General features: G+C 51.2%; 17 protein-coding genes and 1 other RNA gene. 2 read left to right on the top strand and 16 right to left on the bottom strand.

From position 1 onward, the window contains the following. Position 1: 1 nt before the first annotated feature. Genes LHL18_RS08640 through mraZ form a run of 12 tightly spaced genes read right to left on the bottom strand, consistent with a single transcriptional unit; the run spans position 2 to position 13,401 of the window. Positions 2 to 931, bottom strand: coding sequence for a D-alanine--D-alanine ligase (locus LHL18_RS08640; RefSeq protein ID WP_226766635.1), 930 nt, complete (start codon positions 929 to 931; stop codon positions 2 to 4). Beyond that, positions 928 to 2,397: a UDP-N-acetylmuramate--L-alanine ligase gene (gene murC, locus LHL18_RS08635; RefSeq protein WP_226766634.1), complete on the bottom strand. Its 1,470-nt coding sequence runs from the start codon at positions 2,395 to 2,397 to the stop codon at positions 928 to 930. The genes LHL18_RS08640 and murC overlap by 4 nt, the downstream gene beginning before the upstream one ends. Further along, positions 2,394 to 3,494, bottom strand: a complete 1,101-nt coding sequence (gene murG, locus LHL18_RS08630) for an undecaprenyldiphospho-muramoylpentapeptide beta-N-acetylglucosaminyltransferase (RefSeq protein WP_134052277.1) — start codon at positions 3,492 to 3,494, stop codon at positions 2,394 to 2,396. Before murG ends, murC begins: the two co-directional genes overlap by 4 nt. Beyond that, the gene (ftsW, locus tag LHL18_RS08625) at positions 3,487 to 4,698 is read right to left on the bottom strand and encodes a putative lipid II flippase FtsW (RefSeq protein ID WP_134052279.1); all 1,212 of its coding nucleotides are present in this window, start codon (positions 4,696 to 4,698) and stop codon (positions 3,487 to 3,489) included. Before ftsW ends, murG begins: the two co-directional genes overlap by 8 nt. After that, positions 4,695 to 6,038, bottom strand: coding sequence for a UDP-N-acetylmuramoyl-L-alanine--D-glutamate ligase (gene murD / locus LHL18_RS08620; RefSeq protein WP_226766632.1), 1,344 nt, complete (start codon positions 6,036 to 6,038; stop codon positions 4,695 to 4,697). Before murD ends, ftsW begins: the two co-directional genes overlap by 4 nt. An 8-nt stretch (positions 6,039 to 6,046) precedes the next feature. Continuing rightward, entirely contained in the window at positions 6,047 to 7,129 is a 1,083-nt protein-coding gene (gene mraY, locus LHL18_RS08615; RefSeq protein WP_226766631.1) for a phospho-N-acetylmuramoyl-pentapeptide-transferase, read from the bottom strand. Then, positions 7,123 to 8,499 carry a UDP-N-acetylmuramoyl-tripeptide--D-alanyl-D-alanine ligase gene (locus LHL18_RS08610; protein ID WP_226766630.1) on the bottom strand — a complete coding sequence of 459 codons (1,377 nt, stop codon included), beginning with the start codon at positions 8,497 to 8,499 and terminating at the stop codon, positions 7,123 to 7,125. The genes mraY and LHL18_RS08610 overlap by 7 nt, the downstream gene beginning before the upstream one ends. Beyond that, positions 8,496 to 9,953: a UDP-N-acetylmuramoyl-L-alanyl-D-glutamate--2,6-diaminopimelate ligase gene (locus LHL18_RS08605; protein WP_226766628.1), complete on the bottom strand. Its 1,458-nt coding sequence runs from the start codon at positions 9,951 to 9,953 to the stop codon at positions 8,496 to 8,498. The genes LHL18_RS08610 and LHL18_RS08605 overlap by 4 nt, the downstream gene beginning before the upstream one ends. Then, the gene (locus LHL18_RS08600) at positions 9,943 to 11,694 is read right to left on the bottom strand and encodes a penicillin-binding transpeptidase domain-containing protein (protein ID WP_226766626.1); all 1,752 of its coding nucleotides are present in this window, start codon (positions 11,692 to 11,694) and stop codon (positions 9,943 to 9,945) included. Before LHL18_RS08600 ends, LHL18_RS08605 begins: the two co-directional genes overlap by 11 nt. Further along, positions 11,691 to 11,999 carry a cell division protein FtsL gene (gene ftsL / locus LHL18_RS08595; RefSeq protein WP_226766624.1) on the bottom strand — a complete coding sequence of 103 codons (309 nt, stop codon included), beginning with the start codon at positions 11,997 to 11,999 and terminating at the stop codon, positions 11,691 to 11,693. The genes LHL18_RS08600 and ftsL overlap by 4 nt, the downstream gene beginning before the upstream one ends. Then, positions 11,992 to 12,936: a 16S rRNA (cytosine(1402)-N(4))-methyltransferase RsmH gene (gene rsmH, locus LHL18_RS08590; RefSeq protein WP_226766622.1), complete on the bottom strand. Its 945-nt coding sequence runs from the start codon at positions 12,934 to 12,936 to the stop codon at positions 11,992 to 11,994. The genes ftsL and rsmH overlap by 8 nt, the downstream gene beginning before the upstream one ends. Next, complete coding sequence (mraZ, locus tag LHL18_RS08585) at positions 12,937 to 13,401, bottom strand: division/cell wall cluster transcriptional repressor MraZ (protein WP_226766620.1); 465 nt, start codon at positions 13,399 to 13,401, stop codon at positions 12,937 to 12,939. A gap of 373 nt (positions 13,402 to 13,774) precedes the next feature. Here mraZ and LHL18_RS08580 point away from each other — a divergent pair, with 373 nt between their 5' ends. Further along, positions 13,775 to 14,620: a MurR/RpiR family transcriptional regulator gene (locus LHL18_RS08580; RefSeq protein ID WP_226766618.1), complete on the top strand. Its 846-nt coding sequence runs from the start codon at positions 13,775 to 13,777 to the stop codon at positions 14,618 to 14,620. Positions 14,621 to 14,677: 57 nt separating this feature from the next. On the opposite strand, the gene LHL18_RS08575 is transcribed toward LHL18_RS08580, so the two are convergent. Then, on the bottom strand, positions 14,678 to 15,778 hold the full coding sequence (locus LHL18_RS08575; RefSeq protein WP_134052298.1) for a dipeptide epimerase: 1,101 nt from the start codon (positions 15,776 to 15,778) through the stop codon (positions 14,678 to 14,680). Positions 15,779 to 15,789: 11 nt separating this feature from the next. After that, positions 15,790 to 17,166 (bottom strand): SH3 domain-containing protein, encoded by a 1,377-nt coding sequence (locus tag LHL18_RS08570; protein ID WP_226766616.1) that lies wholly within the window; start codon positions 17,164 to 17,166, stop codon positions 15,790 to 15,792. A gap of 245 nt (positions 17,167 to 17,411) precedes the next feature. Between LHL18_RS08570 and LHL18_RS08565 the strand changes: the two genes are divergently transcribed. Continuing rightward, a complete protein-coding gene (locus LHL18_RS08565) occupies positions 17,412 to 20,447 on the top strand; it encodes a carboxypeptidase regulatory-like domain-containing protein (RefSeq protein WP_134052302.1) in 3,036 nt (1,011 codons plus the stop codon). Positions 20,448 to 20,554: 107 nt separating this feature from the next. On the opposite strand, the gene rnpB is transcribed toward LHL18_RS08565, so the two are convergent. Both rnpB and rsmI read right to left on the bottom strand, forming a co-directional pair. Beyond that, positions 20,555 to 20,927: RNase P RNA component class A (rnpB, locus tag LHL18_RS08560), an RNA gene on the bottom strand. Between the two features lie 20 nt (positions 20,928 to 20,947). Continuing rightward, positions 20,948 to 21,799, bottom strand: a complete 852-nt coding sequence (gene rsmI / locus LHL18_RS08555) for a 16S rRNA (cytidine(1402)-2'-O)-methyltransferase (protein ID WP_226766615.1) — start codon at positions 21,797 to 21,799, stop codon at positions 20,948 to 20,950. Between the last annotated feature and the right edge of the window lie 73 nt (positions 21,800 to 21,872).

Here is a 21,872-nt window from a genome sequence, read left to right as displayed (position 1 = left end):
GTTATCTTGCCTCTTGTGCCTGCGTCAGAATGGCCAATACCAGGTCGGTAAAGCTAAGCCCTGCTGCCTTTGCCGCCATCGGCACCAATGATTTTTCTGTCATACCAGGTACCGTGTTTACTTCGAGCAAATAGTGTTGGCCGCTTTGGTCGAGCATGATATCGACGCGGCCCCAGCCCGATGCACCAACGGTATTAAAGGCCTTAAGCGCAGTGTGCTGCATAGCGGCAGTTTGCTCTGCGCTAAGCGGCGCCGGGCATAAATACTCAGTACTGTTGGCCTGATATTTCGCTTCGTAATCATAAAAAGCGCGCGGTGTGCGCATTTCCACTACCGGCAGTACTTCGCCGTTTAAAATAGCAACGGTAAACTCGCGGCCATTAATCCAGCGCTCTACCAATATTTCTGTGTCGTATTTCAGTGCAGCGTGAATCGCCTGCTCTAACTCTTCTGCCGTTGAAGCGGCACTCATACCTATGCTGGAGCCTTCATTGGCAGGTTTAACCATCACCTTGCCACCTAACCCAGCTAACAAACCGGCAAAATCAGTGTCATTGCTATGCACCACAGCAAAGGGTGCCGTGGGTAATTGTTGCGCCTGGAATAACCACTTACAGCGGATTTTATCCATCGCCAATGCGGAACCCAGCACACCGCTGCCGGTATAAGGCAACTGTAATTGCTGCAGCGCGCCCTGCATACTGCCGTCTTCACCGCCGCGGCCGTGCAGCACAATAAACACGCGCTGCGCGCCACTGTCGGCCAGCTGCGCCAGTGACTGGCTTTGCGGGTCAAAAGCAAAAGCGTCAACGCCGCCGGCCTGCAGCGCTTTTAACACAGCATTACCTGAGCGCAGCGATACTTCACGTTCAGCTGAAGTACCGCCAAACATAACTGCGACTTTGCCAAAAGCATTGGGGTTACTGCTCATGCTTTTTCTCCTGCACTGGCTTTAAGTAAATTGATATTCAGCTGCATTGCGGCAAGCTTTTTCACCAGGCTGCCAATATTACCTGCGCCCTGCGTCAGCACGACATCACCGTCCTGCAGCACATCAGCCAGGCTGGGCGCCAACTCATCAGGTTCTGCGACGTATACCGGGTCAAGCGTGCCGCGGGCGCGGATAGAGCGACACAGACTGCGGCTGTCAGCCCCGGCTATCGGCGCTTCACCTGCGCTGTACACCTCCAGCAGCAGTAGCTTGTCTACCGTTGACAGCACTTTGGCAAAGTCTTCGTACAGGTCCCGCGTGCGGGTAAAACGGTGAGGCTGGTACGCCATCACTAACCGCCGCTCTGGCCAGGCAGAGCGCACTGCCGCTATCGTTGCGGCGACTTCGGTCGGGTGATGGCCATAATCATCCAGCAGCAGCACTTTGCCGTTGCCGGTATCAAACTCACCATACTGCTGGAAACGCCGGCCTATACCCTCAAACTTACTAAAAGCGGCCAGGATCGCTTGTTCACTGATCCCCTCATCGCGTGCCAGCGCAAAAGCCGCCGTTGCGTTTAGCGCATTGTGTTTACCCGGCAGGTTCAGTACCACTTCGCGCTGGTTACCGCTGCTATCGCCTGCCATATTGTCGGTAATAACAAATCGGCTTTGCGTGCCACTCTGGCTAAAGTCACTGATGATAAAGTCAGCATCGCTGCTAAAGCCGTAAGTCAGCACAGTGCGGCCAATTTTTGGGATCAGCGCACGTAGTACCGGGTCATCAATGCACACCACTGCCACACCATAAAAAGGCAGGTTGTGGCAGAACTCCAGATAGGTCGACTTGAGCTTTTCAAAGTCACCCTGATAGGTGTCCATATGATCAGCTTCAATGTTCGTGATCACGGTGGCCAGCGGCTGCAAATGCAAAAATGAAGCGTCGCTTTCATCGGCTTCAGCAATTAAATAGCGCCCTGCGCCAAGGCGAGCATTAGAGCCTGCTGAGTTGAGCAAGCCGCCGATAACAAACGTTGGATCAGTGCCCGCTTCGGCAAAAATAGATGCTAGCAAACTGGTGGTGGTGGTTTTACCGTGCGTGCCCGCTACCGCAATACCGTGGCGAAACCGCATCAGCTCGCCCAGCATCTCAGCGCGGCGTACCACCGGGATCCGCATTTCGCGGGCCGCGGCAACCTCCGGGTTTGCGCTGTTAATCGCACTGGATACCACCACCACACTGGCGGCTTCGACGTTAGCGGCGCTATGGCCAATATAAATACTGGCGCCCAACCCCGCTAAGCGCTCAGTAACTGCATTAGGAGCAATGTCCGAGCCGGTAACGTTGTAACCTTCATTCACCAGCACTTCTGCTATACCGCCCATACCAGCACCGCCGATACCGACAAAGTGAATACGTTCTACGCGGCGCATGGCCAGTTTTTTCTGTTGCGGTGTACTAATCATAAATGCTGTCCTACTACCTGTTGGCCGGCAAAATGCTGACACTGCGCTACTACCTGTGCTGTGGCGTTATCCAATGCACAGGCACGCGCTTTGGCGGCCATCTGTTGTAACGGTGTTTTGTCTGTCAGCCACTGGCTAAGCAGTGGTAACAACCTTTGTTCTGTTAAATCCTGCTGCGCCACTAAAAGCCCCGCACCTTGCTCTGTCAGCCAGCGTGCATTCGCCGTTTGATGATCATCAATAGCCGTTGGCAGCGGTACAAATACTGCTGCTACCCCTGCGGCAGCCAGCTCACTGACAGTGAGCGCACCCGCGCGGCAAATGACGACGTCAGCCCAGGCGTAGGCCTGTGCCATGTCGTCAATAAAAGCACTCACGTTTGCTGTTAGCTGCGTGGCATTTTGCTGCTGATAAGCCTGCTCTGTCTGTTGCTGTAACGCTTTACCTGTTTGGTGGCGAACCGCAATAGCACCTGTAGCCGCCGCTTTGGCGAAAATAGCCGGTAAAGTGTCATTCAATACCCTGGCGCCCAGGCTGCCACCAACCACTAATACTTTTAACTCACCACTGTAATCATGTGCGCCAGCCACATTAATCAGCTCTTTGCGCACCGGATTACCGACCACCAGCTGTTTTGGCTGATTCGAAAAAGCAGCAGGAAAAGCCACCATCACTTTGTCGGCTAAGCGTGCCAACAAGCGGTTGGTGCTACCGGCAACGGCATTTTGTTCATGGATTAACAGCGGCAAGCGCTTTAACCAGGCTGCAACGCCACCGGGGCCACTGGCATAACCACCAAAACCCAGCACCACGTCAGGCTGCACTGTGTTGAGTACCTGTCTGGCCTGCCAGACAGATTTCAGTAACATCCAGGGGGCTTTTAGCAATGACAACACACCTTTGCCTCTAAGCCCGGCAACGTCAATAGTATGAAATGGCCAGCCAAACTGCGGTACCAGTGTTGCTTCCATTCTTGTCGCAGTGCCCAGCCAATGAATTTGCCAGCCGGCAGCATTTAGCGCCGTTGCTACCGCCTGCGCCGGAAAAATATGCCCACCTGTACCGCCAGCCATAATCATGATTCGGGGTTTAGTCATTGCGCCCCCCACTGATAGCGTGTTTGCCTTTAAGCCTGACTTCAAAATCGATACGCAGTAGCAGCGCTGCCGCAGCAAGCATAATAATTAAGCTACTACCACCCGAGCTGACAAAAGGTAACGTCAGCCCCTTGGTTGGTAAGGCACCCGTTGCAACACCAATATTGACGGCCGACTGAAAACCAATCCATATAGCCAGCGCATAGGCCAGAAAACCGTGAAAACTCATTTGTTTTGCCAGTGCACGCTGCCCAATCCATAACGCACGGTAAACCAGCATAAAAATCAGCGCCAGCAAGATACTGACGCCGATGAAACCTGTCTCTTCAGCAATCACGGCCAAAATGAAGTCTGTATGGGCTTCCGGCAAATATTCCAGCTTCTGAATACTGTTGCCCAGCCCCTGACCGAACCAGCCGCCACGGCCAAATGCCATTAACGATTGTGTCAGCTGATAACCGCTACCAAAAGGGTCTGCCCAAGGGTCGAGGAAAGCGGTTACCCGTTTCCAGCGGTATTCGCTGTATACGATCAGCACACCGATTGACATCAGGCCGGTAAAAATCAGACAAAAGAACTGCCACAACTTAGCGCCTGCCAAAAACAGCAACGCGACTGAGGTAGCAAACATCACTATTACTGTGCCTAAATCCGGCTGCATCAGCAGCAACACGGCAAAAGCAAACAGCACCACCAGCGGCTTGATAAAACCCTTTAAGTTTTCACGCACTTCTTCGTGCCGGCGCACCAGATAACTGGCCAGATAAACAAAGAAAAACAGCTTGGCGGGCTCTGCCGCTTGTAAACCAACCGGGCCTATTGCCAGCCAGCGCGTACTGCCATTGACATTACGGCCAAACAACAATACCGCAACTAACAGCGCCAATGCCGCGAATAACAACAGCATATTGCTGTTATGCCACCACTGTACCGGTACATTCAGCACCAGCAGCGCCACAGAGAAACCCAGCGCCAGATATACCAGATGACGGATGGTGAAATGCAGTTCATTGTCGTACAGCCGGGTAGCTACCGGTACAGAAGCACTGGTCACCATTACCACGCCCACCGCCAGGATAAGCAACAAAAGCGTTAAAAACAGCTTGTCGTACGCGGCACCGTCTTCGGCATTCCACCAATTGCTGATACCCTGCAACGGGTTTGGCCAGGACATGTTCAGTAAGCTAAGCGCCAGTTGCTTCATAGCACCTCCGCTTTGACAGCGGCGGCAAATTGCTCGCCGCGGTCAGAGTAGCTTTTAAACATATCCAGACTGGCACAGGCTGGCGACAGCAGCACCATATCGCCCGGTTTGACTATTTTCGCCGCGGCTTTTACCGCATCCTGCAGCGTTTTGACCTGCACACTGTCAGCTTTTAGTGCGGCGATAGCCGGGCCATCCTGCCCCAGTGTAATCAGCTGCTGAACCTCAGAGTCCAGAACCGGCTTCAACTCGGTTACATCGGCGCCTTTGGCATCACCGCCGGCGATCAGAATCAGCCTGCCGGAAACGCCCGGCCGTAAGCCGGCGATAGCCGCTAAGGTTGCGCCGATATTGGTGGCCTTGGAGTCATTAACCCAGCGCACACCTTGCTTTTCGGCTACCAAAGTACAGCGATGAGGCAAGGCTTCAAATGTGGTCAGCGCTTTAATTAAACCTTCACGGCTGGCACCGGCGGCCAGTGCCAAGGTGCCTGCAACCAGCGCATTAAATTCGTTGTGAGCACCAAATATTGTCATGTCACTGACAGGCAATAAAGGTTTTGCATCCAGCACCAGCCAACGTTTGCCCTGATATTCGGCAATGCCATAAGTCGGGTCGGCCAGTTTAATACCTAAAGACGCTGAGCCTTCAGGCGTAGTAGCAGCATCTTCCAGATTAAATACCGCTAACCGGGTGTGCTGATACACCCGTTGTTTGGACGCGGCGTAAGCTGCCATAGTCTGATAGCGGTCCAGATGGTCGGCACTGACATTTAAAATAGTGCTGGCGACACTGTGCAAGCTGCTTGTGGTATCAAGCTGAAAGCTGGACAACTCCAGCACGAACACTTCGGTGTCCTGCTGGCTGATAGCATCCAGTACCGGTAAACCTATGTTGCCGGCCGCAAGCGCTTTTACACCACTACACTGAAGCATAGCTTCAACCAGCTTGGTGACTGTCGATTTGCCGTTAGAGCCCGTGATGGCAACGACAGGCTTAGTATTGTAGCGGGCGAACAATTCAACATCGCCAAGCAGTTCAACGCCCTGCGCTACCGCAAAACGAATTGCCGGATGAGTCGGTGACAGGCCGGGGCTTAGAATAATCATATCCATTTTCGCCAGCCGGTTTGCATCAAGCTCACCGAGGTAAATACCGTCAACTTTGTCAGCTGCAATATGCTCGATACCGGCAGGTTTGCTGCGGCTGTCCATCAGCACAGGTTTGATACCAAGGCTCAGCAGAAAACGCACTGTCGCCAGGCCTGACAGGCCCAGGCCAACAACGGCTACGCGTTTCTTTGCCAAACTTTGCGTCATACCAGTCTGTGTCAGCGTCATATGTACTCTTATCTCAGTTTCAGGGTGGCTAAGCCAACCAATACAAAAATAATCGATAAGATCCAGAACCTTACGATAACGCGGGGCTCTGGCCAGCCTTTTAACTCATAATGGTGGTGGATAGGCGCCATACGGAAAATACGCTGTCCGCGCAACTTGTAAGAACCTACCTGTAGAATGACTGACAGGGTTTCCATAACGAAAACACCGCCCATAATAAACAACACGATTTCCTGCCGCACCAGAATAGCAATCACACCCAGCACCGCGCCGAGCGCCAAAGAGCCTACATCGCCCATAAATACCATGGCCGGATAAGTGTTAAACCAGAGAAAACCAAGGCCAGCACCAATCAGAGCAGCACATACCACCACCAGCTCACCGGCATGGGGCAAATAAGGAATGTTCAGGTAAGCAGAAAAATTCACGTTGCCACTGGCATAAGCAATAATGGCAAAAGCACCGGCTACCATGATGGTAGGCACTATTGCCAGACCATCTAAACCATCGGTTAAATTAACCGCATTACTGGTGCCGACGATAACGAAGTAACTCAGCGCCAGAAATAACAAACCCAGTTGAGGCATCACATCTTTTATAAAAGGCACCAGCAGTGCTGTCTCTGCCGGGCGCTCTGCGGTGAAATACAAAAAAGCAGCAGTGGCAATAGCAAATAACGATTGCCAAAAATACTTCCAGCGCGCTATTAAGCCTTTCGGATCTTTACGGATCACTTTGCGATAATCATCGACAAAGCCAATCCAGCCGAAACTGACCAGTACAAACATCACGACCCAGACGTATTTGTTTTCCAGATTGGCCCAAAGCAAGGTGCTTAACAGCACCGCTCCCAGGATCAGTAAGCCGCCCATGGTCGGAGTGCCTTTTTTCGAAAAGTGGCTTTGCGGGCCGTCGCCGCGTACCACCTGGCCAATTTGCATCAGCTGTAAGCGGGCAATAAGCTTAGGGCCAAGGTACAGGCTGAGTAATAACGAGGTTAAGATCCCCAGAATGGCGCGAAACGTCAGATAACTGAATACATTAAAAAAGCTGAAGTACTGCGTTAAATACTCGGCCAACCAAACTAGCATGGGCTACTCTCCTGCTGACATCTTTCTAGCAAGTCCTGCACGACTAATTCCATTTTCGCACTACGCGAGCCTTTCACTAGCAGGGTGACTTCCTGTTGTTCTGATACTACCGGCATCAAACGCTGCAACAGCGCCTGACGCGAACTGAAATGAGCGCCTTGTCCATTGAACAAGTCACTGGCGCTCTGTGATAACACGCCAAGGGTGAACAACAGATTAATTCCCGCTTCTTTTGCGTATAAACCAATCTCTTCGTGGTATAAACGGGCGTCTGCGCCCAATTCAGCCATATCGCCAAGTACCAGCACGCGATAACCGTTATAGGATGCCAGCAAGTCTATTGCGGCTTTAACTGATTCGACATTGGCGTTGTAAGTGTCATCTATCAGCCGCAGTTGAGGCGTCACCATTTTGACATTAGTGCGGCCTTTTACTGCCTGCATCTGTGCCAGCCCAAGCTGGACATCGGCCAGGCTGGCGCCAACGGCAATACAGGCAGCTGCCGCTGCTAACGCATTAGCAACGTTGTGCTTGCCAGGAATCGTCAGCTGAATAAACTGGCGTCCAGTTGGGCAATGTAGCTCAAAACCTGCGCAACCATTGGCATCAAGGATGATGTCTGTAGCATGATAATCGGCCACGGCCGTAGCTGAGAATTGCTGCACGGGTTTGCCTTCTAGCCGGCGTAGCCAGTAGTCGCGATATTCACTGTCGGCTGGAATAATGGCCAGCCCCTGTGCAGTTACCGCATTAAAAATTTCACCTTTAGCGCGAGCCACGCCGTAGACATCGCCAAAGCCTTCCAGATGTGACGGCGCGACATTGGTAATAATAGCGACATCGGGTTTAGCCAGCGACGTGGTGTAGGCAATTTCGCCCTGATGATTGGCGCCCAGCTCCAACACTGCATACTGGTGTTGCTCAGTCAGACGCAGCATCGTCAGCGGTACACCAATGTCGTTGTTAAAATTGCCTTGCGTTGCCAGCACAGTGCCACGGCGGCTTAGAATAGCCGCCATCATTTCTTTAACTGTGGTTTTTCCGGCGCTGCCGGTTACCGCTATCGTTTTTGGCGCCAGCCGCGCTTTTACCGCAGCGGCCAGCTGGCCCAACGCCAGCCGGGTATCCTGTACAATGATCTGCGGTATATCAACGGCTACAGCCTGTTCTACCACCACTGCAGCTGCGCCTTTTTCTTTCACATCAGCCACGAAGGCACTGCCGTCAAAGTTGGGGCCCTTTAGCGCAATAAATAAATCGTGTTCACCTATCACGCGGCTGTCAGTACTGACATTGCTGATACTGACATTATGGCCGGTCAGGGCGCCATCAAGCATCAATCCGATTTCTGCACAGTTAAGCTTTATCATGCTGACATCTCCGCTACCAGTTGACGAAGATAAGCCCGCTCATCGTATTGCCGATGCTCTGAGCCAATGATCTGAATAGTTTCATGCCCCTTGCCAGCGACCAGTACAACGTCTCCTTCCTGCGCGCTGATAAGCGCCAGCTTAATAGCACTTTGCCGGTCTGGTTCAATGGTATAACTGCCATCAGGGCTCATGCCGGCGGCAATTTCTTCACAGATACTCAGCACATCTTCGCTGCGCGGATTATCTGCGGTAATAATCACATGATCAGCATGCAATTCGGCTAATTGTCCCATCAGCGGCCTTTTGCCTCGGTCGCGGTCGCCGCCGCAGCCAAATACGCACCAAAGCTTGCCTTTACAATGCAACCGCAACGACTGCAGTGCCTGTTGTAGCGCATCTGGGGTATGGGCATAATCAACCACGGCAGTAAAATTCTGCGCAAATTTAAACTGTTCCATGCGCCCGGGCACTGGTTTGAGCTGGCTGCATGCGGCTACCACTGTGGTTAAATCGTAACCCAGCACCAGCATGCTGCTCATGGCGGCCAATACATTCTGAATGTTGAACTCGCCGAGCAGCGGCAGATAAAAGTTGTACTCGGCGACGTGGCTGCTTAGCTGTAGCTGATAGCCGTCTTCGGTAGCAAGCACATCGTCATACGCCAGATAGCGGTTAAAACCACGGCAGTCGGCCGCTTTACCATAAGCCCAAACCGGTAACTGACTTTGCGCTGCCAGCTGGCGGCCAAATTCGTCGGACACATTAATTACCGCTGCGCGGCTAAGCTGCGGTGTAAACAATAACGCTTTGGCGGCACCGTACTCCGCCATAGAGCCATGATAGTCCAGATGATCACGGGTTAAATTGGTAAATACTGTCGCGTCAAACCACAGCCCGGCAACGCGTTGCTGAACCAGTGCATGCGAAGATACTTCCATGGCAACCAGCTGGGTTTTCGCAGCCACCGCTTCTGACAAAATGCGTTGAATATCAACATAATGCGGTGTGGTATTGGGTAAAGGTGTCAGCTTGCTGCACGGGCCATAACCCAGGGTACCGATGACAGCCGCTTTTTGTGCCAGTTGCTCAGCCAACTGACTGACAAAAAAGGCCGTGCTGGATTTACCATTAGTGCCAGTGATCCCAACCAGCTGCAGTGATCGTGCCGGCTGCTGATAGAAACTGGCTGCTAACGCAGGTAGAAGCTGCATCAACTCCGGTAGCACCAGAATACGCTTGTCCTCGTACTGGCCTTCATCTGTCAGCACCAGCGCAGCGCCCTGTGCCAGCGCCTGCGCGATAAACTGTTTGCCATGTTGCTGCACGCCCGGGATGGCCAGGAACACATCACCACTGCTCACTTTACGGCTATCGAGCTGTAATTGATTCAGTTGACACGGCGGAATATCACTGGCGTAAAGCGCCAGCCACTGTTGTGCGTTAACCGGCATTATTACCTCCTGTCAGAGCAGAAAGTCTGGGCTGACTTGTACCATCAGGCGTCAGATTCAGCAGTTGCATACTGGCGCCCATAATATTGGCAAATACCGGCGCTGCAATTTCGCCACCGTGATAAAAATCACCGGCAGGCTCATTAATCACAACAACACAGGCCAGCCGCGGATTAGATACCGGGCCTACGCCGGCAAAAGACGCCACATAATCCTCACCATAGCCACCGGCAATCGCTTTACGTGCCGTACCGGTTTTTCCGCCCACGCGATAACCTTTAACCTGTGCTTTGGTTGCTGTACCGCCGGGCATAATATTGGCTTCCATCATCTCCAGCATCGCTGCCGCATGCTCTGGCGCTAACACCTGTTCGCCCGAATGTTGCTGGTCATCTTTTAGTATCGTAAGTGGACGACTCACACCGCCGTTTGCCATGGTGGCGTAGGCCCGCGCCAATTGCGCAGCAGTGACAGACAAACCATAACCAAACGACAGGGTCGCACGTTCATGATCAGACCAGCGCCGGCGGTGGCTTAACATCCCGCTGCTTTCGCCATTCAGCCCAAGACCGGTATCAATACCCAGGCCCATATTGGCGTACAAGCCGATAACATGCTCTATCGGCATGTCCAGCACCAGTTTACTGACACCCACGTTGCTCGACTTTTGAATAATGCCGGTCAGGCTTAACACATTGTAATTGTTGGCATCGCGCACCCAACTGCCACCAATGCGGAAGTAACCGGGAGAGGTATCAACTTTAGTATTCAGGTTGGCACTGCCAAACTCCAGCGCGCTGAGTACAGCCAGCGGCTTCATTGTCGAACCGGGTTCAAAGGTATCGGTAATAGCACGGTTACGAAACAAATAAGCCGGTGCATTGCCACGGTTGTTAGGGTTGAATGACGGGCTATTCACCATCGCCAATACTTCACCGCTCTGTACATCAACCACGATGGCTGAACCTGATGTAGCACCGTGCGAAAGCACAGCTTTTTTCAGCTCGCGGTACGTAACTGACTGAATTCGCTGATCGATACTCAGCTGTAAGTTACCGGGGGCTTTAGCCTGCGCCCGTTCCAGCACTTCAATTTCCCGGCCTTTGGCATCTTTACGGAATACTTTACGGCCGGCTTTGCCGGTTAACAGTTCGTCGTACCGTTTTTCAATACCTTCAACGCCGACATCATCAACATTGGTAAAACCTATCAGCTGCGCGGTAACCTCGCCAGCCGGATAGTAGCGGCGCGACTCCTGACGAAAATAGATGCCCGGCACTTTTAATTTTTTCACATAATCAACCACAGCTGGATTGACCTGGCGTTGCAGATAAACAAAGCGTCGCTGCGGATTATCACCAATTTTGTTCAGCAGTTGTGCCGGTGTCATTTGCAGAATATCTGCCAGCGCATGCCAGCGTCGTTCGTCAGTTGCGGCGTGACGTTCAATCACCACTTTAGGGTCGGCCCAGATAGCTTCTACCGGTACGCTGATCGCCAGCTCTTCGCCATTGCGGTCAAATATCATGCCGCGCAGTACCGTATCCGCTTCAACCCGTAAGCTGCGCATATCGCCCTGGCTGACCAGCATGTCAGGTTCTACCACCTGCAACCACGCCGCCCGAACCATCAAAGCGGTGAATACCCCGGCCAGACTGACTAAAACAAAAGCAAAACGCCAGCCGATTACCGACGGGGCTGTTCTTGCTTTTGCCTGAGGTGCTTTTTTAGTCTTGCTCATGGCACTGTCACCGCAATATCCTGCTCGCCTGATGGACGAACCATGTTTAACCGGTTGCGGGCGATATCTTCAACCCGGCTGTGTTCCGATAAAGCGCGTTGCTCCAGCACCAGATTGCGCCATTCAATGTCCAACTGGTCACGCTGCTGATACAGCGCATCCTGGGCAATAGTGAGCTGACGGTTTAAATGCGCAAAGTGCACCACCACCAGCGCAGAAGCGATACACGCCAATAACAGCAACACCAGCCATTTTTGCTGGTGCCAGTCACGTACGATAAGCCAGTGCAGATTAATGTTACTCATGCTGCTGCCTTTGTGCGATACGCAGCACTGCACTGCGGGCCCGCGGGTTGGCCTGCAGTTCCGCTTCTGATGGCATGATAGCCTTACCAATCAGTGTCAATTCAGTACGCTGATTCATTTGCACCGCGGTCAGCGGAATACCGCGCGGTACAGGCTCGCCTTTAGAGAACCGGCGCATAAACTGTTTAACCAGCCGATCTTCCAGTGAATGAAAACTGATAACCACCAGCCGGCCACCGGGTTTGAGTACCTGCATCGCAGCATGTAACGCCTGATTAACCTGCTCCAGCTCGCTATTGATATAAATGCGGATAGCCTGAAAACTACGCGTAGCCGGGTGTTTTTTCTCTTTGTTACTTTTCGGCACGCTGTCGCTTATCAGCTTTGCCAGCTGCGCAGTGCGTGTCAGCGGCTGTTCAGTGCGGCTGGCCACAATTGCCTGTGCGATACGCCAGGCAAATTTTTCCTCGCCATACTCCCGCAGTACAAAACTGATATCTTCAACATCAGCCTGAGCCAGCCAGTCTGCAGCGCTGATACCAGAGCTTGGGTCCATCCGCATATCAAGCGGACCGTCGCGCATAAAACTAAAGCCTCGATCGGCATCGTCCAGTTGTGGGGAGGACACACCAAGATCAAGCAATATACCGTCCAGGGCACCGTTGATGTGCTGCTGTTCAGCAATAGACGCCAGGGCGGCAAAGGGGCTGTGGGTGATATGAAAACGGGGATCTGCTTTTAGCGGTTCAGCTGCTGCTATCGCGGTGGGGTCGCGATCTATTGCGTACAGCCGGCCCTTAGGGCCAAGTTTGGATAAAATTACCCGGCTGTGGCCGCCACGGCCAAAGGTGCCATCCAGATAGCAACCATCGGGCTTAATAGCTAAGCCATCGATTGCTTCTTGCAGCAAAACGGAAATATGCGCCGGTGCATTCATTTACAGTACAAAATCCTGTAATCGTTCTGACAGTTCAACATCACCGGCCTGAGCCTGTTCCAGCGCGATATCAGCCGCCAGACGCTCATTCCAGGTTGTCTCATCCCAGATTTCAAATTTATTTAACTGACCCACCAGACGGATACCTTTATTCAAACCCGCATGCTGACGCAGCGGCGCAGGCAGTAAAATACGCCCGCTTTTATCCATATCACAGTCGGTCGCATTCCCCAGTAACACCCGCTGTAAGCGGCGTTCCTGCGGGTTTAAGCTGGACAAGCGCTTGAGTTTTTCTTCTATTTCTTCCCACTCAGCCAGCGGATATAACAACAAACAGGGATCATGCAAATCTATGGTGCAGATCATGTGGCCCTGACAATCAGACAGCAGAAATTCACGGTAGCGTGCAGGTAGCGCTAACCGTCCTTTCTCGTCCAGTGTCAACGTAAATGAGCCACGAAACATAAGCTTCCTGTGCAGTTTATTTATTTGTTTTTGTTCGCAGGTAATCCAAAACGATCCACTTTTACCCACAAATCCCCACAACGATACAGTTTAGGGTCGAGGTTTGACCATTGTCAAGGCAAAAACTAAGCTAATCATCGTTTGCGATCACAGTAAAAATAAGCTCTGCAGCGACGGTGATGATTTTGGTGGGAAAAAGTGGAGGCAGATCAAAAGCGATACTAAATAGTCCTGTTTTTATGTACAGCACCCTGGCTCAGGCTGCTTTTTATTGTAGTGGCTTGCCAAGGCGGAATAAATTATTCAATACTGGTGCATCAAGCTAATAACAAATTCCACAATAGCGCAGCAGCGATAAAAGGATTAAAGCCCTATGGTGTGTTTACTGAAGATCCGCGGCATGCTGGAGCAAATGTCAGTTATCGAACGCAAGCTGGCAGATTTTATTCTCGATAACGCCAATTTGCTACGGGATTATTCTTCCCAGCAATTAGCTGACGCAGTCGGCACCAGCCAGTCCAGCGTGGTGAAATTTTGTCAGAAACTGGGCTATAAAGGTTACCCCGATCTGAAGCTCGCCGTTAGCGAGGCGGTGATCACCGCTTCAACGCTAAACCGCGACAACCAAGAGCAAAATCCGGTACAAAGCGGGCTGGTGAACTTAGTAGAACAGTTGCAGTTCAGTCTGACCAGCCATTTGCGTGGCATTTTAGAAATTAATGAAGAAAAATCGTTACTCGATGCCGCTTCGCATCTGAGTCAGGCGGATAAAATACTGTTGGCAGGCTATGGCACCTCGGCTATTGTCGCCCACGATATGCAATTTCGCTTACTGCAACTGGGCAAACTGGCATTACAGCACAGTGATCCGGCCCTGACACTGCAGCTCGCCAGCACACTTAGCAGTAATAGCGTAATGCTGCTGGTATCCGAATCAGGCCAGAATAGTGATTTGTTGAAACTGGCACGTTACGCTAAGAACAAAAATATTCCGCTTATCAGCCTGACCAGCTTCAAAGCCAATGCGCTGAGTATGGCCGCTAACACAGCGTTATATGCGCTAAGTGGTGATGAGAACGTGCGGGTAAACCCTATACTGGTACAGCTGGCACAGCAGCACCTGTGCCATATTCTGTATTTAATGTTGTGCCAGCGACAAAACAGCGATCACCAGTTGGAAGAAAGCAGCAAGCTGTTACATATACTGGAACAGCCTTGAGGTTAAAAGGATACCCCTGAGCTGTTCGTTCAGGGCGGTGCAATCTAACGGGCTATGTTAGTTACCCGGCAACATCTCCAGGCCCTCAATAGCCGTAATACCCAACCCCGGCGCATCTTCAATGGTGATATCGGCATCGTGAAACTTCACACTGCTTTTTACCGGATCAAACAGGCACAATGAAGGCCCGTCCAGGTCTATTTTGGTGATCACATCTGATTTTGCCACCGCCACATGCACTGCCGCCGCCACACTGACACTGCCTTCCAGCATGCAGCCAATCATGCACTGCATGTCGTAAAACGAGCAGATATCGGCAATTTTAATCGCGTTGGCAATACCGCCGGTTTTCATCAACTTAATATTGATAATGTCGGCAGCGCGCATCTTTATCAGGTCAATCACCTCGCGTGGACCAAAGCTGCTTTCATCGGCCATAACCGGCGTATGCACACGTTCAGTAATGTATTTCAGCCCTTCCAGGTCATAGGCTTTAACCGGCTGCTCCACCAGCTCCAGCCTTACACCCGCATCTTCCAGTTTATGCAGCGCATATACCGCTTCTTTTGCTGTCCAGCCCTGGTTAGCATCGAGCCGGATCAGCGCCTTGCCTTCCACTGCTGCATAAATGGCTTTTACCCGCTCAATATCAACACCTATATCTTTACCCACTTTGACTTTCAGTGTTTCAAAGCCGCGGTCTATCGCCTGCAACGAGTCCGCAACCATCTTGTCGATGTAATCAACACTAATGGTAATGTCTGTCGTTATTTTTGGTACACCACCACCCAGCACTTTATATAGCGGGGCTTTGTACAGCTGGGCGAATAAATCATAAACCGCTATTTCGACAGCGGCTTTAGCACTGTAGTTTTTCATAATACAGCCCTGTATCAGCCGTACGATATGATTTAAGTCAGAGATATCCTGGCCAATCAGCTTCGGTTTTATCACAGTGCGGATGGCTTCGATAATGGAGCCATGGATATCGCCGGTAATCACCGCGGTTGCCGGTGCTTCACCATAACCAACATGGCCGGTATCGGTTTCCACCATCACAATAATGTCTTCAATGGTGTTTACCGTGCGCAAAGCTGTTTTAAACGGTGTTTTCAGAGGCACGCGCAACATACCCAGTTTAATGTCTGTAATTTTCATAGTTGCCCCTGTTAACGCAGTGATTTAATTGCATAGAGCGCGTCGAGGTACGACTGCTCAGTATTAGCATTCAGTGGTAGCATAGGTGTTACCACTACGCCATTTAACGTGCCACGGTATAGCTGGCCGTTTTCCAGCGGGTATATAAGTGTATTGACGTCATGGATCATAAAAGGCTGGTTATCCTGCATACCCAGATACAGCGATACATGGCCCGGGAAATAAAATAAGTCCCCTACGCGGGCTTTTTGGATCGCGCTAAGCTTCTCTTGCGCGTTGCTGCTTTGGTCAAAGCGGATATTATCACCATAAGCCCCTTTGCCCTGCTGCCCCGAGTTGCGCGGCATGACAAAGCCAAAACTGCGGAAAATCTCGGAGATAAAGCCGGTGCAGTCACGGCCGTTGTAGTCGTGACCCCACCCGTAACGTTCACCGAGAAACTTAAACGCCTGCTGCAGAATATTGTTGGCGGTGAACGGCAAATACCCCTGGCTGACATCGGCACTACGCGGGATCAGCGCTGGCACAAATGCCAGCGAACCATCCGCATTGCGCACCGGCAAAGACACAATATAACTGGCCAGCGGGTTTTGCCCATGCACACTAAAACCGGTATCTGCTGCATCCATTAGCGCCAGACGTACGCCCATTTCCAGCTGCAGTTCTGATATGTCTGGTCGGTTTGGAGTGTAAGCCGTGCGCACTGTCGCGCCGGTGACGACCAAAAACGGTTGCCTGCGGGCATACCCCAACACCTGTTCTTTGCTGCCGGTGGCAATATCTTTTGTCTTGACCCAACCGGTGTAGTTAAAACTCTGCACCAGTGCCCAGCTACTATCTGCACTGTAATGCAGTATTACAACGGCATCTGTGGGAAACAGCGCCGTTTCAGCAAAGCGGTCCAAATCCAGATTGGCTTCGCTGTTAAATACCCTGTCTTCGGTAGGAAAAGCCCTGAGTGCAGTACGCTTTACCACTAAAGCAAATTGCAGCGTGTTTTGTAGCTGCACCTTATCGATGGCGAGTAATGCCCGGTATTGTTGCCATTGCTGTTGACTGACTTCACGGCCATCGGCATAAAACCGTGCACTTGACGGCACCGGGCTGACATTCGCAATAACACTGAGTAACTCAGCTTTACTCAGTGTTTGCGGCAAGCTGTCAAGCGATTGCATTTCGCTTTGCAAAGTAAAAGTCTGTTTATTGCGGCTGGCTATTTGCTCTGGCGTGAGCAGCAACTTATCACCGTCGGTTAATTTCGTCTGCCAGAACTGGCGGCTCATCTGTTCCGGCTGTATTAATGGCACGTCAGAACTAAACTGATTAGCAGACGCTGTGGTCAGTGCCAGCAGGTAAAAACCGCACAGCAACCGCACCATATTCTTCATGCCAACTCCTGAATAATTGTTTAATTTCATTACGTTAAATAGCAGCAACAGCGCTACAATACAACGTAAAGGAATCAAATATTCCAATAATTTACAAAATTGAGCATAAATTATTTTCCAAAGGAAAGAAATATTGCTATGTTAATTTTGTGCAGAAAACAAACACTACTAAAAAAACGGGCGCGCAGACCCGAATAACGGATAGCACTGAATAAAACAAAATAACGCAACTCCAGGAGAGAGCAATGAAGTCTCAACAGCAAACCTTACATAAACATCGATTAGTCGATGCTGTGCAAACAGCCTTGACTAAACCCGCAAAAGTTTCAGCCGTTGTACTGGCCGGTATGCTGCTTTGCACACCGGCACTGGCGCAACAGGCAGGTGGTATCCGCGGTAAAGTAACGACTGAACAGGCAACGGGTTCTGTTTCAGGTGTCACTGTCGTAGCAACCAGCCCGGTCATGCCTAAGCCACGCACAGTCCACACACGTGAAGATGGTAGCTTCAATTTGCCGTTGCTGATCCCAGGCCGCTACACCCTGACCATCACTGCAGCTGATGGCAGCGTGCAACAGATGGAAGTCGATGTTCTGCTGGATCAAACCTCCAACGTTAATGTTGCATTACAAAGTCAGACTGGTGATATCGAAGTTATTCAGGTTGTCGGCTCACCATTTTTCGCTCAGCAAGGCAATTCATCGCTGAGTAACTCTCTGGGCTCAGACGTGGTAGAAGCTCTGCCTGTCGGCCAAACCTTCCGCGATATGCTGAAAATCGTACCTGGTGTGCAGTACACCGAAAACGGCACCTTAGGCCCGTCAGCAGGCGGTTCCGGCGCGCACAACAAATACGGCTTCGACGGTGTCGATGTATCAATGCCATTGTTCGGCAACCTGGCGTCTGAGCCGTCAACACACGATATTGAAATGGTGTCGATGGAGCGCGGCGGCGCTAAAGCAGTAGGCTTTAACCGCTCAGGTGGTTTTGCTATTAACACTAAATCAAAATCAGGCACCAACGAGTTTAAAGGCAGTGTTGAGTACAAAATCGAAAATAAAAACTTTGCCGCCTCACGTGAAGACGGCGTAGAGCAGGACACTGATAAAACCTGGATTACCGCCAGTGTCAGTGGGCCTTTGATAGAAGATCAGCTGTTTTTCTATGGCTCTTACTATGGCCCGGAAGAAAAAGGCTCCAATAAAGTGACGGCGTACGGCCCTACCAAAGCCTATAAAAGCGATCGCGATGAGTACTTCGGTAAGTTAACCTGGGCACCGACCGATGATTTATTGCTAAACCTGAGCTACCGCGATTCTGACCGTGTTGTAACAGGCGGCAGTATCGGTGAGTTCGAGACAGACTCTGTATCTGCTGGCGATCAGGCAACACAAAAGATTTTCACCTTTGACGGCTCTTATATTCTGGGTGACTACACCACGCTAAGCTTCAACATTAATAAATTTGATTATAAAACCGGCGGTAAACCTGACGTTGAATTAGGTGTGGTACCAGAGCTGGGCGCATCGCTTGATGTTGCCAATCTGGACCAAATGGGTTATTTCAATGTGCCTGATTTACTGGCAGATACCGAAGTAGATGCTGCAAGCTTTAATGTGGGTGCACAAGAGCTGATTAACCGCTATGGCTATACCGAAAATGGTGTATTAACCGGCGGTGGTGGTGTAGGTGCTTACTATCAGTACAACAACCAGAACTTCTTCCGTGACAGCTTCGAGCTGGCCTTGGATCATGAAATTATTGGTAATGAGCTGGTGCACTCGATTCATGTCGGCTTGAAATACTCTGAAGCTGAAGAAGAGTTAAGCCGTTTCTCTAATGGCTGGGGCTCTATCAGCTATCATGGCGGTCGCAATGTAGCACTGGACGGCAGCCCGGCCGGCCTTGATCCAACGTCTGTTTATTACATCGCAACCACAGAGCAGATGAGTTTTGTTAACGAGTCTGGTCAGGCGGTATCCGCCATCCATTCATTCTCTGAATCATGGAATCTGGAAATTAACGATACCATTGAGCATGGCGACTTTACCTACAATATCGGCGTACTGATCAGTAAAGATACCTTATACGGTCAGGGCTTACGGGCTAACTCAGCCAACGGTTCAGGTTGGGAACTGGCTATGGGTGAGAAGTACAAAATGTACTCAGTAGACTGGCAAGACCTGATCCAACCACGCCTGGGGATTGACTGGAAGTATGATGGCCAAAACTCGGTATTTGCTAACTATGCCAGCTATAACCCGGAAGCCAGCTCACTGGCCAGGGCGGCTTCATGGGATCGTAACACCCAGCAGTCATTAAAAGTGTATTTTGATGAAGACGGTAATTTCCTCGATTCAGGTGCAGCTAACGGCTCATCAGGCAAATTTTTTGCCGATAATATGAAACCACACCGCATTGACGAGATTACCTTAGGTACTACCCGGGCCATTACTGACCGCTTACAACTGCGCGGCCATACCCGTTACCGCTATGGTTCACACTTCTGGGAAGATATGCCGAATAACGGCCGTATCGCTGCCTACCCGGCCAGCAGCCAGTCACCAGGCGTGCCAGCGCATATCGCTGATAAAGGTTTATATATTCCTGATTTAGCCGACCGCTATGACGGTATTGGTAGCCCCTCAGGTGGTACCTATGTGATTGCTGAAATTGATGACGGCCAGACCAAGTATTGGGAAGTTAGCCTGGAGGCCGAATATTTTGGCGACCGCACCTACTTTAACCTGTCTTATGTCTGGAGCCATTACTACGGCAACTTTGACCAGGACAACACAACCACTAATCAGGATCAGAACATCTTTATAGGTTCATCTAACTATGGTGATGGCCCGGGCCGTTACTCATGGGATAACAAATACGGTACTCTGGCCGGCGACAAACCGCACCTGCTAAAAGCTTTTGGTTATTACACCACCGATTGGGAAGCCAATATTGGTGCCTACCTGGTATACCAATCTGGTCAGCCTTGGGAAAACTGGGATGGCGCTTACTATGGCTACAGCTCAGGCACTATCCGCTACAGTGAGCCAGCAGGTAGCCGCCGCAGTGCCAGCCACTGGCAGTTAGATTTAAGCTATAACCAGAACTTTACCTTTGCGGATAAATATGTACTGCGCTTCCGTGCAGACCTGTTTAACGTGTTTGATCGTCAAACCGGTTACCGTATCAACCCGCTGGTTACATCAACCACCTATGGCGAGCCGACTGAGTTTTACAACCCACGTCGTCTACAATTGTCTGTTGGTTTTGATTTCTAAACCCACCGTTCCTGGTGACTTCCAGCCCGCCTTGTGCGGGCTTTTTTCTGCATATGGCTAGCAGAAAACAAAAAAACCGCAGCTTAGCTGCGGTTTTTTTGTAATTCGGGGTGAGCCAGCCAGTAAGCCGGGTTCTGTGCTCTGTTGCCAGAGTGACAATCATTCCTCTAGGACTTAAGTCGCCTTAAGCCTCAAGCAATCTACCCGCCCCCAACGCGGGCCACGCCAAAGGGGGCCTATTTGATCTTGCTCCGGGTGGAGTTTACCGTGCCACGAACTGTTACCAGTCGCGCGGTGCGCTCTTACCGCACCCTTTCACCCTTACCTGATCCCTTTCTTGCGAAAGGGCCATCGGCGGTTTGCTCTCTGTTGCACTGGTCGTAGGCTCTCGCCTCCCAGGCGTTACCTGGCACCCTGCCCTGTGGAGCCCGGACTTTCCTCCCCCTGCTTGCGCAGGCAGCGATTGTCTTGGCCAACTCACGGCGGCGATTATACGCTTTTTATTCGCTTTCACCAGTAAATTGCAACGCCAGTTTGTACAGCGCATTTTTCTTCATACCATGAATTTCGGCGGTAATAGCTGCTGCCTTCTTCACTGGCAGCTCTGCCAGCAATAATTTTAAGGTTGCCTGCGCAGCATCGCTTATTTCACTGTCGGCTTTTGGCGTCGGCGCTATCATCAGCACCATTTCCCCCTGACAACGCTGCGGATCAGCTTCCAGCCACGTCGTGATTTGCTCAGCTGTACCATATTCTAAATGCTCAAAGGTTTTGGTCAGCTCCTTGGCCAGCACCAGCTCACGCTCAGCACCAAACACCAGTGCGACATCCTGTAAGGTGTCTTTAATCCGCCGTGCCGTGTCGTAACATATAATGGTGCCGACGGCGGCCGGCACATCGGCCAGCTGATTTTGTCGCTGCTGACTTTTCGGCAGTAAAAAGCCGATAAAATGAAACTTATCGGTCGGTAAGCCTGCAGCACACAGCGCAGTAATTAATGCGCAGGGGCCTGGAATGGGGATAACTCTTACCCCGGCTTCGCGGCATTGCCTTACCAGACTGTATCCCGGATCACTTATCAATGGCGTACCGGCATCAGACACCAGTGCCACATTTTCGCCCGCCTGACATTTCTGAATAATACTGGCAGCACGCTGCTTTTCGTTATGATCGTGCAACGCAATTGTTTTAGCAGAAATGGCAAGGTGTTGCAGCAACCTGCCGGTATGGCGGGTGTCTTCCGCTGCTATCCAGTCGGCCTGCTTCAGTGTATCAATGGCACGCTGGCTGATATCGTCCAGATTGCCTATCGGTGTCGCCACTACATATAAAAAACCGTTATCTTTTGCCATTTTATGATTAATGTACGCTATTTAATTGAGCTTAACCGGCAGTCTCAGTAAGATAAGACCATTGTTTCGCTAT

The sequence above is a fragment of the Rheinheimera aquimaris genome (assembly GCF_020531985.1).
GTDB lineage: Bacteria > Pseudomonadota > Gammaproteobacteria > Enterobacterales > Alteromonadaceae > Alishewanella > Alishewanella aquimaris.
Note: the sequence above shows the minus strand (reverse complement) of the source record. Positions and strands in the feature narration are given on the sequence as shown.